The sequence below is a fragment of the Phytoamicus setariae genome, from assembly GCF_016722925.1.
GTDB lineage: Bacteria > Pseudomonadota > Alphaproteobacteria > Rhizobiales > Rhizobiaceae > Rhizobium_E > Rhizobium_E setariae.
On record NZ_JAEQNC010000004.1, the window covers coordinates 81333 to 94381 of the forward strand.

General features: G+C 59.8%; 16 protein-coding genes. 11 read left to right on the plus strand and 5 right to left on the minus strand.

What is annotated here, in order from left to right:
- Nucleotides 1-37: 37 nt before the first annotated feature.
- The 8 genes from JJB09_RS08085 (at nt 38) to JJB09_RS08120 (ending at nt 6128) form a co-directional block, all read left to right on the plus strand.
- Nucleotides 38-778: a GntR family transcriptional regulator gene (locus tag JJB09_RS08085; RefSeq protein ID WP_201655832.1), complete on the plus strand. Its 741-nt coding sequence runs from the start codon at nt 38-40 to the stop codon at nt 776-778.
- Nucleotides 775-1263 (plus strand): DUF3830 family protein, encoded by a 489-nt coding sequence (locus JJB09_RS08090; protein ID WP_201655835.1) that lies wholly within the window; start codon nt 775-777, stop codon nt 1261-1263. Before JJB09_RS08085 ends, JJB09_RS08090 begins: the two co-directional genes overlap by 4 nt.
- A 1-nt stretch (nt 1264) precedes the next feature.
- Entirely contained in the window at nt 1265-1612 is a 348-nt protein-coding gene (locus JJB09_RS08095) for a TIGR04076 family protein (protein WP_201655838.1), read from the plus strand.
- Nucleotides 1613-1820: 208 nt separating this feature from the next.
- A complete protein-coding gene (locus JJB09_RS08100; protein WP_201655841.1) occupies nt 1821-2873 on the plus strand; it encodes an aldo/keto reductase in 1053 nt (350 codons plus the stop codon).
- Entirely contained in the window at nt 2870-3286 is a 417-nt protein-coding gene (locus JJB09_RS08105; RefSeq protein ID WP_201655843.1) for a hypothetical protein, read from the plus strand. The genes JJB09_RS08100 and JJB09_RS08105 overlap by 4 nt, the downstream gene beginning before the upstream one ends.
- A 66-nt stretch (nt 3287-3352) precedes the next feature.
- The gene (locus JJB09_RS08110) at nt 3353-4612 is read left to right on the plus strand and encodes an ABC transporter substrate-binding protein (protein WP_201655846.1); all 1260 of its coding nucleotides are present in this window, start codon (nt 3353-3355) and stop codon (nt 4610-4612) included.
- 233 nt (nt 4613-4845) lie between these two features.
- The gene (gene prmB / locus JJB09_RS08115; RefSeq protein ID WP_201655849.1) at nt 4846-5799 is read left to right on the plus strand and encodes a 50S ribosomal protein L3 N(5)-glutamine methyltransferase; all 954 of its coding nucleotides are present in this window, start codon (nt 4846-4848) and stop codon (nt 5797-5799) included.
- Nucleotides 5796-6128 (plus strand): hypothetical protein, encoded by a 333-nt coding sequence (locus JJB09_RS08120; RefSeq protein ID WP_201655852.1) that lies wholly within the window; start codon nt 5796-5798, stop codon nt 6126-6128. Before prmB ends, JJB09_RS08120 begins: the two co-directional genes overlap by 4 nt.
- An 8-nt stretch (nt 6129-6136) precedes the next feature.
- Here JJB09_RS08120 and clpS read toward each other — a convergent pair whose 3' ends face one another.
- The 3 genes from clpS to dmeF form a co-directional block, all read right to left on the minus strand.
- Nucleotides 6137-6445, minus strand: coding sequence for an ATP-dependent Clp protease adapter ClpS (clpS, locus tag JJB09_RS08125; protein ID WP_201655855.1), 309 nt, complete (start codon nt 6443-6445; stop codon nt 6137-6139).
- A gap of 163 nt (nt 6446-6608) precedes the next feature.
- Complete coding sequence (locus tag JJB09_RS08130) at nt 6609-7640, minus strand: magnesium transporter CorA family protein (protein WP_201655858.1); 1032 nt, start codon at nt 7638-7640, stop codon at nt 6609-6611.
- A gap of 224 nt (nt 7641-7864) precedes the next feature.
- Nucleotides 7865-8821, minus strand: coding sequence for a CDF family Co(II)/Ni(II) efflux transporter DmeF (gene dmeF / locus JJB09_RS08135; protein WP_201655861.1), 957 nt, complete (start codon nt 8819-8821; stop codon nt 7865-7867).
- A gap of 256 nt (nt 8822-9077) precedes the next feature.
- On the opposite strand from dmeF, the gene ychF reads away from it, so the two are divergent.
- The gene (ychF, locus tag JJB09_RS08140; RefSeq protein ID WP_201655864.1) at nt 9078-10181 is read left to right on the plus strand and encodes a redox-regulated ATPase YchF; all 1104 of its coding nucleotides are present in this window, start codon (nt 9078-9080) and stop codon (nt 10179-10181) included.
- Nucleotides 10182-10230: 49 nt separating this feature from the next.
- Here the strand turns inward: ychF and JJB09_RS08145 are convergent, their stop codons facing one another.
- The gene (locus JJB09_RS08145) at nt 10231-11403 is read right to left on the minus strand and encodes a hypothetical protein (RefSeq protein WP_201655867.1); all 1173 of its coding nucleotides are present in this window, start codon (nt 11401-11403) and stop codon (nt 10231-10233) included.
- A gap of 64 nt (nt 11404-11467) precedes the next feature.
- Between JJB09_RS08145 and JJB09_RS08150 the strand changes: the two genes are divergently transcribed.
- Together JJB09_RS08150 and JJB09_RS08155 are read left to right on the plus strand one after the other, a co-directional pair.
- Complete coding sequence (locus JJB09_RS08150) at nt 11468-11932, plus strand: MaoC family dehydratase (RefSeq protein ID WP_201655870.1); 465 nt, start codon at nt 11468-11470, stop codon at nt 11930-11932.
- On the plus strand, nt 11929-12396 hold the full coding sequence (locus tag JJB09_RS08155) for a MaoC family dehydratase (protein ID WP_201655873.1): 468 nt from the start codon (nt 11929-11931) through the stop codon (nt 12394-12396). Before JJB09_RS08150 ends, JJB09_RS08155 begins: the two co-directional genes overlap by 4 nt.
- Before the next feature lie 6 nt (nt 12397-12402).
- Here JJB09_RS08155 and JJB09_RS08160 read toward each other — a convergent pair whose 3' ends face one another.
- Entirely contained in the window at nt 12403-13047 is a 645-nt protein-coding gene (locus tag JJB09_RS08160; protein WP_201655877.1) for a ThuA domain-containing protein, read from the minus strand.
- Between the last annotated feature and the right edge of the window lie 2 nt (nt 13048-13049).

The following is a 13049-nucleotide window of genomic DNA, read 5'->3' on the forward strand; positions in this document are numbered from 1 at the left end:
GCAAGCAGAAAATCGAAGCGCCCCGAACGGAGTCACGATGTCGAAGGCCGCTATGGATAAAAGCAGTGATTTTGCCGTAGGCCATCTGGCGCCGGTTGGCCGCGAGACCGTACAGGACCGCGTCTATACCGAATTGCGCCGCGCGCTGATCGGCGGCCTGTTCGAGCCAAGCCAGGTGCTGACGATCCGCGGACTCGCCGAAGCGCTGGCAACCAGCACCATGCCGGTGCGCGAGGCCGTAGGGCGACTGATCACCGAAAAGGCGCTTGAGGCGCTGCCGAACCGGTCAGCGCGCGTACCGCCAATCACGCTCGAGCGCATGGACGACCTGCTGCGCACCCGAATTCTGATCGAAGGCGAAGCCATCGCATTAGCCGCCACCCGCATGACACCGCGCCAGATCGCCATAGTCGAAGGCCTGCTCGCGGAGTGGGACGAGATGCGCGCGCTCAAGCAGCCGAAGGATGTCGACCGCGAAGTGACGCTCAACCAGAGCTTCCATTTCGAGATCTATCACGCCTGCGGATCCTCGGTGCTGATCCCGATGATCGAGAGTCTCTGGCTGCAATCCGGCCCCTGCATCCGGGTGGCGATCTACGCCTTTTCCGAAGCGGGCGAGGTCGACACGGCCCATTACCACCGCGCCATCGTGGCGGCCCTCGTCGCCAAGGATCCCGATGCGGCCCGCGAAGCGCTGGCGGCAGACATATCCAGGCCGTTCGCCTTTCTTCGCCAGAAGCTGCGGGCCGAAGCCACATCCAAGGAAAACCAAGCATGAGCAACCGCGCCATCCTCATCACCGAACCGAAATCCGGCCTGTCCGTCACCGCACCGTTGCTGGACGCCAAGGCGCCCGAAAACGCGGCCTTCTTCTGGGATTATCTCGCCGAACCGCGGATCGTCGGCGGCCTGCATGCGATGTGGACCGGTCCGGAAATCTCCTGCCCGATCCCGCCCGCACATCTCGAAGGCGCAGCCTATGCTGTCGCCCTGCCCGCCGAAAACGCCACGCTCAATCCTCAGCCCGGCGATATCGTCCTCTCCTATGTTCCACCGCGCATGTGGGGCGGAAATCCCAATGCGATCTTCGACATCGGCCTTTTCTATGGCGCCGGCGCCCGGCTGCTGTTTCCGATCGGCTGGCTTGCCGGCAGTGTCGTCGCGCAGGTCCGGGCGGAAGAGCGCGAGCATTTCGCTGCCGCCTGCGGCGCAATCCGCAAGTCCGGCGCCTGTGACGTGACCTTTGCCCGCGTGGAGATCTGAGATGAGCGACGATAGTTTCGAACTTTACGATCTCAGGGTCGAAGCGGTGATCCCCGAGGGAAAACCGATCTATTGCGGCGCAAAGGAAGGCGACCATTTCGAGTTGCGCGGCGAAATGCTCTCCATGCCGCCGGGTCAGGGATTTTCGATCTATTCGATTTCCGCCGTGCTGCCGCTGCTGGCGGCCAAGCAACGCCCGACCCACAAGAACGACTGGATGACCTCGGACGCCGAGATCGCCTGCCCCGACCCGAACTGCGCAAGCCGACTGCGGATTGTCAGGCTCGACAAGCGCCGTTTCAGCCATGCTGCGACTACCGCAGTGCCGTTGCCGAAGGAGTCGGAATGACGATGCAAGGCTGGCGATTAAAGGCTTGCCTCCCTCTTCTCCCCTGCGGGGAGAAGGTGGCCGAAGGCCGGATGAGGGGGCCCTTCTCCAGGCCCCGACGTCGCCCCCTCATCGCCTCGCTACGCTCGGCACTTCTCCCCGCTGGGGGGAAGAGGGAGCAAGCGGCAAGTCTTCATTTTCGCTTTAACCAATCCGGAAATCGCACACTATGACCAAGACGTTTGAACTCAGCCCCGGCTATCACATTTCCCGCGTTATCCGTGGCGGCTGGCAGCTGGCCGGCGGCCACGGCGCTGTCGATCGCGCGCAGGCGGTCAGCGATCTCGTCGCTGCCTTCGACGCTGGTATCACGACCTATGACTGCGCCGACATCTATACTGGTGTCGAAGAACTGATCGGTGAAGCCCGGCTGAAGCTCGCCAACGATCGCGGTGCCGATGCCGCAGCGAAGATGAAGGTACACACCAAGTTCGTGCCGGACCTCGAAGTGCTGCCGCGCATCAGCCGCGACTATGTGAGCGGCATCGTCGAGCAGTCGCTCAAGCGGCTGAAAACCGATCAGATAGACCTGGTGCAGTTTCACTGGTGGGACTACGACTACCCTGCCTACGTGGACGCCATGGGTTGGCTGAACGAGTTGCACATCGCGGGCAAGATCCGAAATGTCGGCACCACCAATTTCGACACGCCGCGCCTGACCGAAATCCTGGCGGCCGGCGTCCCGCTCGTCAGCCAACAGCTGCAATATTCGGTTCTCGACCAACGGCCCGCCCATCATCTGGCAGCCCTCGCGGCGGAACACAACATCAAGTTCCTGTGCTACGGTTCGGTCGCCGGCGGCTTCATCAGCGACAAATGGCTCGGCCAGCCGGAACCGGAGATGCCGCTCGAGAACCGCTCGCTGGTCAAGTACAAGCTGATCATCGACGATTTCGGCGGCTGGGACCTGTTCCAGGAAATGCTGCGGACGCTGAAGGCCATCGGTGACGTCCATGGCGTCGATATCGCCACCGTTGCCAGCGCCTGGGTTCTGACCCAGCCGCAGGTCGCCGCCGTCATCGTCGGCGCACGCAACCAGGAACACGCCATGGCCAATGCCAGGATCATGGATATGGAGCTGACAGCCGAAGACCGTGCGCGGATCGAAGCCGTCATCGCCCGGAGCACCGGCCCCGAGGGCGACGTCTATACGCTGGAGCGGGACCGCACCGGCCGGCACGGTTCGATCATGCACTACAACCTGAATGCGGGGAAGAAATGAACCTGTTCGATCGCGCCAGCGCCGAGATCATCGCGCTACACCGCTTCTTCGTCGCATGGTTCGACAAGGTAACATCGGCCGATGCCGATTTCAGCCGCTTCGACCAGTCGATGGGCGACGGCATGCAGATGATCGCGCCGAGCGGGGCGATCCTCGACCGGCAGGCACTCGTTGGCTATGTCCGCGACTGCCGGGACACATTCGACGGCGATTTCAGCATCGACATTTCGGACATCCGTCCCGTCTGGGAAAGCGATGACGCGATCGTCGTCTCCTATATCGAAAAGCAGCAGCGCAAGGGGGTAAAGACCGCCCGCCGCGCCACCGCCCTTTTCACCAAGAGTTCATCGGCGCCATCAGGCGTCGAATGGCGCCACCTGCATGAAACCTGGATGCAGACGGCAGAAAACTGACAGGTCACGCCTATAGCCTCCGTACCTTAAACTGGGAACACATCACACCTAACAAGGGGAACCACCATGAAGAAGACTATCCTTCAACTGACTGCCGCATTGCTGCTGACCGGCGTTGCCGGCATCGCCAATGCCGCCGACTGCAAGATCACGGTCGGCCTCGTGATGGAACTGACCGGCCCCGCCGGCGAATATGGCCAGGCCGGTGCAAAATCCGTGGAGATGGCCTTCCGCGACATCAACGAAGCCGGCGGCGTGCGTGGCTGCGATCTCGTCACTGATACCCGTGACAGCCAGAGCCAGGGCAATGTCGCCGTCGACGCTGCGACCCAGCTCGTTCAGGTCAAGAAAGTGCCCGTCGTCATCGGCGGCATCATTTCCTCCGTCTCGATCCCGATCCTGACCTCGGTCACTGGCCCGGCGAAAATCGTCCAGGTCTCGCCGGCATCGTCCTCGCCGACACTGACGGCGCTCGGCCGCGACGGCAAGACCAACGGTATCTTCTTCCGCACCATCACGTCTGACGCACTTCAGGGTGTTGCTGCAGCAAAGTATGCCGTCGACAAGGGCTTCAAGAAGTTGTCGATCATCCATGTCAACAACGACTTCGGCGTCAACATGGTGGCGGAATTCGCGCGCGCCTATAAGGCGCTCGGCGGCACCATCATTTCCACCACGCCCTATAACGAAAAGCAGTCGAGCTACGCATCGGAAGTCACCGCCGCCATGGGTGGTGAGCCTGATGGCCTCTATCTCATCAGCTATCCGGTTGATGGCGCGACCATTGCCCGTACTTGGATCTCGCAGGGCGGCCCGCAGAAGTTCCTGCTTAACGACGGCATGAACAGCCCCGACTTCATCGACTCGGTCGGCGCGGAATACCTGAAGGACGCCTATGGCACCTCCTCGGGCACAAGCCCGACAGCTTCCACCGACTACTTCATGAAGAACTACAAGGACTTCTCCGGTATCGAGCCGTCCAACCCGGCTGCCGACCGTTCCTATGACGCAGGTGCGATCGTCGGCCTGGCGATTGCCATCGCCGGCTCCGAAGATCCGGCCAAGATCAAGGACGCCATGTTCAAGGCCGTCGATCCCGCCGGCACGCCTATCTATGCCGGCAAGGAAGAGTTCGCCAAGGCGCTCGGCCTGATCAAGGACGGCAAGCCGATCCGCTACGAAGGCGTTATCGGTCCGGTCAGCTTCGACAAGTACGGCGACATCACCGGCCCGTTCCGTCTCTGGAAGATCAAGGACGGCAAGGTCGAGACCGAAGGCGAAATGACCACCGACGACGTCGGCAAGCTGCAGTCTCAGATCCAGTAAGTAAGTGCTCAACGCACATGACGGCCGGTGCAGCTCTTGTTGCGCCGGCTTTTTTGCTATCCATTGGCATAGGGCGGCAGCGGTCGGGTAGGACACGACGCGGGCTGCATTCTCGATTTTAAGCTTACTTGCTAACCAGTCTGTGAAATCCGCCGGTCTGTCTGGAGGGATTCTATGGCCATGGCAGCCCATCGCGTGTATTCGTGTGCAATCAAACTACGATTGGATGTTACATGCCACAGGAACTTTCCCCTGACCGGATCGCCGAAGAACTCGTCACGCTGCGCGATTTCTGGCGCTATGCCATCAGCCGTTTTCGCGCCGCCAATCTGACGTTCGGCCACGGAACGACGACGGCGACTGACGATGCCGCCTTCCTGGTGCTCGACAGCCTCGATCTGCCGATCGACACACTCGATCCCTTCCTTGATGCCAAGCTCACCGCTTCCGAGCGAAAACTGCTCGCCGAACGCATCGAGGCGCGGGTGGCCACCCGCAAGCCGTCCGCCTACCTGACAGGCCGGTCCTACATCCAGGGCATCCGCTTCATCGTTGACGAACGCGTCATCGTTCCACGCTCCTACATCGGCGAGATCCTGTTTTCCGAATATGCGGACGCGGATGGGGAAGAGTCGGTTTATCTGCCCGACCGCTTTGGTGTGGAAAGCGTCGTCGATATCTGCACCGGTTCAGGCTGCCTGGCTGTCATCGCCGCCGGCTTGTTTCCGAATGCCGAGGTCGACGCGGTCGACCTGTCACCCGATGCCCTCGAAGTCGCAAAGCTCAACGTCGCCGAACACAATCTGGAAGAACGCCTCAATCTCCATCACGGGGATCTGTTCGGGCCGCTCAAGAACAAGCGCTACGACCTGATCATCACCAACCCGCCCTATGTCGATCACGAGGAAATGGCTGTTCTGCCCGAGGAATACCAGACCGAGCCGGCCATGGCGCTAGATGGCGGGCCGGATGGGCTCGACCTCGTCCGCCGGCTGATCTCCGAGGCGCCAAAGCACCTCAATCCCGGCGGCGGCATGATCTGCGAGATCGGCACCGGCCGCGAGATCATCGAGGAAGAGTATCCCGACCTCGATTTCTTCTGGCTCGATACGGAGGAGTCGCAGGGCGAAGTGTTCTGGATTACCGCCGAAGCACTGGGTGTCACGGACAAAAAGAAGAAGAAGTGAGCCAGCGTCGAGCAGATGAAGCCGCAATCTGGGTCTTGATCAACGACGCATGGAAAAACATGTCTCTTGCACAAAGGAGACTCTGGGAAACCATCAGCATCACGCCGGAAAAGTGGACCTACAAACCACATTCAAACCCGGTTCCGGAAGCTTGGGTGGTGGCTATAATAGGTACCTCCCATATTTGGTATGACGACTACTATGATGAAATGTACGATGGCTTTTATGTCTCAGAACACTGCCGTTACGGCGAAACCATTGCACAAATGAATGGCGGCGGCGGCCTCGAAACCGCCGTCCAGATATTGCTCGAAAAAATAGTCATATAGAACTGGGCTCACTCCTCCGGCTCGGCCGTGAACATCAGCGGAAAGCCTGCATCCTTGGCATAGTCCATCGCCTCCTTGACCTTGGTCTCGGCGATATCGCGCGCATAGACCGCCACGACGCAGGAGCCCTTCCGGTGCGCCGTGATCATGATGTGGTAGCCGGCGGACTCACCGGTCCTGAACACCGCCTGCAGGATCATGATGACGAATTCACGCGGCGTATAATCGTCGTTGAAGAGGATGACCTTGTAGAGCCGAGGCTTGTCGATCTTCGGCTTGATCTTGGTCTTGGGCGTCAGGACAATATCGTCGCTCATCGGTGTCTCCGATGACAAATGAGATAACAGTTGAAAATTCCGATACAGCGCTGATCGCGAAACCCCGTACCAGTTCTATTATTCTGCATCGCGAAGATCTCGATTTCAAGACATTCGGCGACCGGACGTACGAGAGACGGCCATCTCCCATGCGTTCAACCCATCACAGCCAGCCGCGCTTCTTGAAATACAGGAATGGCATGGCGGCCGACAGCACCATCAGCAGCATCGCCCAGGGATAGCCGATGCCCCACTTCAGCTCCGGCATGATATCGAAGTTCATGCCATAGATCGAAGCCACCAAGGTCGGCGGTAGGAACACCACAGAAGCCACGGTGAAGATCTTGATGATCTGGTTCTGCTCCAGATTGATCAGGCCGAGCGTCGCATCGAGCAGGAAGTTGATCTTGCTCGTCATGAAGGTCGCATGTTCGCCGAGCGAAGTCGCATCCCTCTGGATCAGCTTGATCCGCTGGCGGGCATCCTTGGAAATCTTGCGGGCGCTCGTTTCCAGCGCCGTGTGATAGCTGATGAGCCGCGAGATGCTGACAAGGCTTTCGCGAACCATGGTGAGGAAATCGCCCTTGCGGCCGATCTGTTCGATCAGCGACTGCAGGTCATGGGTCTTCTTCTGAGCATTCGCCACCTTGTTGCGAAACACATCTCGCGAGATCGTATCGATCTCGTTGGCCAGCCGCTCAAGCGTGTCCGCCATCCGGTCGATCAGCGATTCCAGCAGCCCGATCATGATCGACTCGCCGGTGATCGCCACGCCCGTACCTTTGGCACGCTGAGCCCGGTTGCTGAAGACATCGAACGGCTTGTGGTCGGCATAGCGAATAGAGACGAGGCTCGGCCCCTTAAGCGCGAAGGTTACCGGCGTCTTGCGCGGATCGTCGCTGTCGAGATCGGTCAGCGCCGTGATCGTCATGAACTCTGCCCCGTCCTCCTGATAGAGACGTGCGGAGAGTTCGATCTCTTCCATCTCGTCGCGGGAGGGAAGTGCAATACCAAGTTCGTGTTCGACGAGCCGGCTCTCCGACAACAGCGGATTGACGAGATCATACCACACTGACAACTGCGGCTGGACCAGAGACAGGACTTCCGACTGGAGCTGGATTTCGGTTTCGGGCGCGGAAGCGTTTGCTTCGACGCGGACCAACCGGTCCGCTTCACGTGCGTAGATGCGCAGCATGTTACTCTCCTTGCAAGCCTTGCAGCCCGTCCGGAGAGCGACCCCTAAGATCAAATCACCGAAACAGGCATGATTTTGACGCCGAACTTCGACTGTCGGGGTTCATCGGGGTTGTCCTTTTGAGAAGATGGCAAAGAAAGCCACGCCATCGAAATTGGCTATGCGCCTCGCATCCGAGCTTGTCAACAGCGCGCAAACGATGCAGCGAGACCTCGCGCTGTCGCTCAAACGGCCCGGGGCTCGACCTCGATCGTCACATGCGAAAGATTATCGATATGGGCTAGCTTTGCCCGGTAGCAGGCAGGAGACTGTGGTTTCAGCGACTGCAGGGAAATGATCGCCGCATGATGGCCGGGACCAAGCTGCCAGACATGCAGATCAGTGATCTCATCGCCCTCGCCTTCAATTGCCGAGCGTATCTGTGCGGGCAGGTTTTCACCCGGCGGGGCATAATCGATGAGCACCGCACCGGACTGCCGGATCAGGCCCCACGACCAGCGGGCGATGACAACCGCACCCACGACGCCGATGACCGGATCGAGCCAGATCCACCCGTAAAGGCTTCCCAGCACCAATGCGACAATGGCAAGAACCGATGTCAGCGCATCGGCAAGCACGTGCAGATAAGCGGCGCGCAGATTGTTGTCTGCAACATGACTGTATCCGTGATGCGCGTGATGGTGGCCGCCATCATGGCGATGGCCGCCATGGTTATGGCCATGATCCTCCCGCAAGAGCCAGGCGCTGATCATATTGACAGCGAGGCCGAGCACAGCGACGCCAATGGCTTGGGAAAAGTCGATTGCAACCGGGCTATAGAGACGCACCAGGCTTTCCCAGCCGATGAGCACCGCGATGAGTGCCAGCACGACGGCGTTGGCAAAACCGGCGAGATCGCCAAGCTTGCCGGTACCGAAGGTGAAATTCGGATTGTGCGCATGCCGGCGCGCATAGAGATAGGCCAGCGCGGCAATCAGCAGCGCGGCCGCATGCGTGGACATGTGCCAGCCATCAGCCGTCAGCGCCATTGAGCCATAGACAGTGCCGGCAACAATTTCCGCCACCGTCATCGCGGCTGTGAGCACGATCGTAAGCCAGGTGCGGCGCTCGTTGCGCGCATGGTTTTGCCCGAGAAAGACATGCGGGTGGGGAGTTCCCAGGCGGACGAACTGCTCGCTCATTTCGTGGACCTCACAATGGTTTGGATCCGTTCATCTCCGGCGGAGGAGGACACATCCCGGCTGATATGGCGATGACAAACTCCTAGGCCATCTTGGCGGCATGAGCATGACGCCTTGGTGAGACCGGTATATTCCACCGCACGCATCATCTTTCCGCCAACGTTTTTCCAGTCAATTCCCCTTCCTCCCTTGACCTTCCCGGCCGCATTGCCCATAGGCAAGGGCAATCGAGATCTCAAAGACCGGACATACTTCCATGGGTTTTAAATGCGGAATTGTCGGGCTGCCGAATGTCGGCAAGTCCACTCTCTTCAACGCGCTGACACGCACGGCGGCAGCACAGGCCGCCAATTATCCGTTTTGCACGATCGAGCCGAACACCGGCGAAGTTGCCGTGCCCGATCCGCGCATGCAGAAGCTCGCGTCGATCGCCGGCTCCAAGGAAATCATCCCGACCCGCATCTCCTTCGTGGATATCGCCGGTCTCGTGCGTGGCGCATCCAAGGGTGAAGGCCTCGGCAACAAGTTCCTCGCCAATATTCGCGAAGTCGATGCCGTGGTCCACGTGCTGCGCTGCTTCGAAGACGACGACATCACCCATGTCGAAGGCCGCATCAATCCGGTCGGCGATGCCGACACGATTGAAACCGAACTGATGCTCGCTGACCTCGAAAGCCTTGAGCGTCGCGTCGACCAGACCCGCAAGCGGGCCTCCTCCAAGGACAAGGATTCGCTGGCGCAACTTCCGGTCATGGAAGCCGTGCTCAAGCTGCTCAACGACGGCAAGCCGGCTCGCCTGCTACTGAAGACGCTTGCCGCCGACGAGATCGAGATCCTCAAGGGCCTCAACCTGCTGACCTCGCACCCGGTGCTCTACGTCTGCAATGTGGCCGAAGCCGATGCCGTCAGCGGCAACGAACACACCGAAGCCGTCGCCAAGATGGCTGAGAGCCAGGGCGCGGAATGCGTGGTAATTTCCGCAGCGATCGAATCCGAAGTCGCCCAGCTTCCCGACGAAGAATCCAAGGAGTTTCTTGCCGCCCTCGGGCTAGAGGAAGCAGGCCTCGACCGTCTGATCCGCGCCGGCTACCACCTGCTCGACCTGATCACCTATTTCACGGTCGGCCCCAAGGAAACACGCGCTTGGACAATCGTACGCGGCACCAAGGCGCCACAGGCCGCTGGCGTCATCCACACGGATTTCGAGCGCGGCTTCATCCGTGCCTTCACCATCGCCTATGAGGACTATGTCACCCTCGGCGGCGAAGTGCCGGCCAAGGAAGCCGGAAAGGCGCGCGACGAAGGCAAGGAATATGTCGTCCAGGACGGCGACGTGATCCACTTCCGCTTCAACACCTAAATGAAAAAGGCGCCTTCGGGCGCCTTTTTCATATGCTCGCGGGCAATCTTCAGCCCAGCACCGGCGGCACCCTGCCGACCAGCGAATCCGGCAATGTCTTGATCACCACCCGCCTCAGCGGCTTCCAGCCTATGCCAAGGGTTAAAACGATCACCCCGACAGCGAGCAGGATGACGAAACCGATATTGTCGGTCGATGCGAGAAACTGCGCGATGCCGCCCTCTTCCAGCAGCACTTTGAATGCATAGCCGAAGGACAGCAGCCCCGAGGTCACGAAGGCGCGCCTGTCGAGGACGATGCCGATCAGCATCAGAACCAGCACCGCAAAAACGATGATCGCCGCCTGCATCGCCGTCGTGCCGGCTTCGAACCACGACTGCCCACTCCAGTAGACAAGCGTGATGACGGTGTAGAGGATGGCAGGCGCCGCTGCCAGATGCAGCCAGAAGGCAACGTCGGAGCGGCGCGTCGCACGCAGCCTGTCGGAGAAATCATAGTAGAGCGCCGTACCGAAGATCAGCGCGGCAAACAGGCCGATCAGCCCCGCCAGCACCAGCGGGTACCTGTCGAGAATGGAAATGTCGCCCGAGGATTGCAGGATGACAGCCGCAATGCTCATCACGATCGTCCCATAGGCAGCAAGGCACATCAGCGCAAATGCGATGGGCACGCGATAACGCCAGTAGAACAGCGCCAGCAATCCCATGACCACAAGGCCGGCGAAAGCGGGTTGCCAGCGCGCCGCAATGATGCCGAATGTTTCGTCAAACAGCGGTTGAATGGCAATGCATGCAGCCAGAATGAAAGCAACAGTCAACACGACAGCTGGAAGCGCCAGCCGCTGGCGGCGGATGAGGATCTCCCCGAGGACGATAACAGCTGGAAAGACGGCGTAGACGCTCGCCAACCCCACCAGACCGGAAAGCCCGATGATGATACCGATGGTGATAAGAATGTCATGAAAGCCCCGGATGAACCGTGGCGCTTCACTGTCTTCCAGTTCCGAGGGCCGTTCGGATGCTATCGGGGTATCGAGCGTCTCTGGCTGATTGCCCGCGACCACGCTCGCGGGAAGCGCATGCACACCGACACCACGTCCAAGCAGGAACTCCGCCAGCCGCGCCGCCTGTTCGCGAACGATCAGCCCTTCATCCGCAGCCGCCGCCAGCACCGGCGCAAGCGCCGACTTGCGTCTTTCCCAATCGCCCAGGTCATAATTCACTTGCATCGGCTCCATTGAAATGATTTGCGAGAAGAGATGCTTCTGAAGGACGATGCAAGAGAAAATGTCAGATATCAGATACTGGTACGAAGATCTCACGCCGGGTCGCGTGTTCCGGCATGGGGACCGCAAAGTAACGGCAGAGGAAATCATCCGTTTTGCCCAAGAGTTCGATCCTCAACCATTTCATCTTTCAGAAGAAGCCGGCAAGGCGAGCATACTGGGAGGCCTATCCGCATCCGGTTGGCATACATGCTCCATGACGATGCGGATGTACTATGACAACATTTTGCGTTGGTCTTCGAGCGAAGGTGCCCCCGGCATCGATACGATCGAATGGCGCAAGCCGGTACTCGCAGGCGATACGCTCAGTGGAGAGACCAAAGTTATCGAAGCCCGTGCGCTGAATTCCCGTCCCGGTATCGGCATCGTTCGGTTGCACCACACGATCATCAACCAGAATGGCGAAACCGTGATGTTCATGGACAATCCCGGCATGTTCAGGATGCGGCTGGGAGCCGACGCATGAAACTTAGAGACGCCATGAAACCCGGCGAGCCGGTCACCATCGGATCCTACACATTCACTTCCGAAAGCATTGTCGAATTCGCCCAAGAGTTCGACCCGCATTTCTTCCATGTCGACGCCGAAATGGCAAAATCGTCACTGTTCGGCGGCCTTTGCGCCTCGGGTTGGCACGTTTGTTCCGCCGCGATGAAATGCAACGTCGCCAACATTTTCGAGCAGTCCGCCAAGATTGCCGCCGCAGGCGGCGAACCGCCGAAGCTAGGCCCCTCTCCCGGCGTGCGCAATCTCAAATGGCTCAAGCCGGTCTTCGCAGGCGACACCGTCACCTACGCTATGACCTTCAACCACGACAGGGCGGTGCCGAACCGCCCCGGGCGCAACATCTGTGACCTCACCTACGAAGGCGTCAACCAACGTGGCGAGACGGTGATGCGGTTTGATTGCACCGTAGTTGAGTTCGATTGACTTGATCTACCGCGCAGCCCAAAGCGCACCGCGCTCGAAAATCATCCGCATCTCGCCAACTGCAAACTCGTCGGCCACGTGCCCTAGCGATGAATAGAAGACGCGTCCCTTGCCATAGCTCTTCTTCCAAACCACCGGCATCGTCACCCCTTCGATGAAGTCGAGATGCTCGGCGGAAAACGTCGTCGTTGCCAGCACCTCGTTGGAGGGATCGACATGCATGTAGTATTGCTCTGAGCGATAGTCGAAATCGGCGATGCCGGACATGATCGGGTCATTGGCGCGGGTGACGTTGACTCGATAGTCGATGATATTGCCGGGGTGGGATACCCATTGGCCTCCGACCATGAACTGGTATTCCGGCTCGTTGCGGAAGCTGTCTCCCATCGTGCCGTGAAATCCCGCGAGACCCACACCCGACCTTACTGCGGCAAGCAGCGCGCCCAGTTCTTCCTTCTCGATACTCGACATCGTGACAACGGGAACGATGAGATCGAAGCCTGAAGGATCGCTTTCGGCAAGGCATCCGGTGCCTTGCCGAACGGCAACGTCAAAGCCGTTGCCCTCCAACATCGCGCGTACAACGGCCGAACTCTTTTCCGGCGTGTGGCCTTCCCAGCCACCCCAGAACACCAACGCACGTTTTCCCATTG

Coding starts and splice junctions, on each gene's coding strand:
- ychF (WP_201655864.1), top strand. CDS start 9,078: ATGGGTTTTAAATGCGGAATTGTCGGGCTGCCGAATGTCGGCAAGTCC.
- JJB09_RS08130 (WP_201655858.1), bottom strand. CDS start 7,640: ATGCTGCGCATCTACGCACGTGAAGCGGACCGGTTGGTCCGCGTCGAA.
- dmeF (WP_201655861.1), bottom strand. CDS start 8,821: ATGAGCGAGCAGTTCGTCCGCCTGGGAACTCCCCACCCGCATGTCTTT.
- clpS (WP_201655855.1), bottom strand. CDS start 6,445: ATGAGCGACGATATTGTCCTGACGCCCAAGACCAAGATCAAGCCGAAG.
- JJB09_RS08105 (WP_201655843.1), top strand. CDS start 2,870: ATGAACCTGTTCGATCGCGCCAGCGCCGAGATCATCGCGCTACACCGC.
- prmB (WP_201655849.1), top strand. CDS start 4,846: ATGCCACAGGAACTTTCCCCTGACCGGATCGCCGAAGAACTCGTCACG.
- JJB09_RS08155 (WP_201655873.1), top strand. CDS start 11,929: ATGAAACTTAGAGACGCCATGAAACCCGGCGAGCCGGTCACCATCGGA.
- JJB09_RS08095 (WP_201655838.1), top strand. CDS start 1,265: ATGAGCGACGATAGTTTCGAACTTTACGATCTCAGGGTCGAAGCGGTG.
- JJB09_RS08150 (WP_201655870.1), top strand. CDS start 11,468: ATGTCAGATATCAGATACTGGTACGAAGATCTCACGCCGGGTCGCGTG.
- JJB09_RS08085 (WP_201655832.1), top strand. CDS start 38: ATGTCGAAGGCCGCTATGGATAAAAGCAGTGATTTTGCCGTAGGCCAT.
- JJB09_RS08110 (WP_201655846.1), top strand. CDS start 3,353: ATGAAGAAGACTATCCTTCAACTGACTGCCGCATTGCTGCTGACCGGC.
- JJB09_RS08100 (WP_201655841.1), top strand. CDS start 1,821: ATGACCAAGACGTTTGAACTCAGCCCCGGCTATCACATTTCCCGCGTT.
- JJB09_RS08160 (WP_201655877.1), bottom strand. CDS start 13,047: ATGGGAAAACGTGCGTTGGTGTTCTGGGGTGGCTGGGAAGGCCACACG.
- JJB09_RS08090 (WP_201655835.1), top strand. CDS start 775: ATGAGCAACCGCGCCATCCTCATCACCGAACCGAAATCCGGCCTGTCC.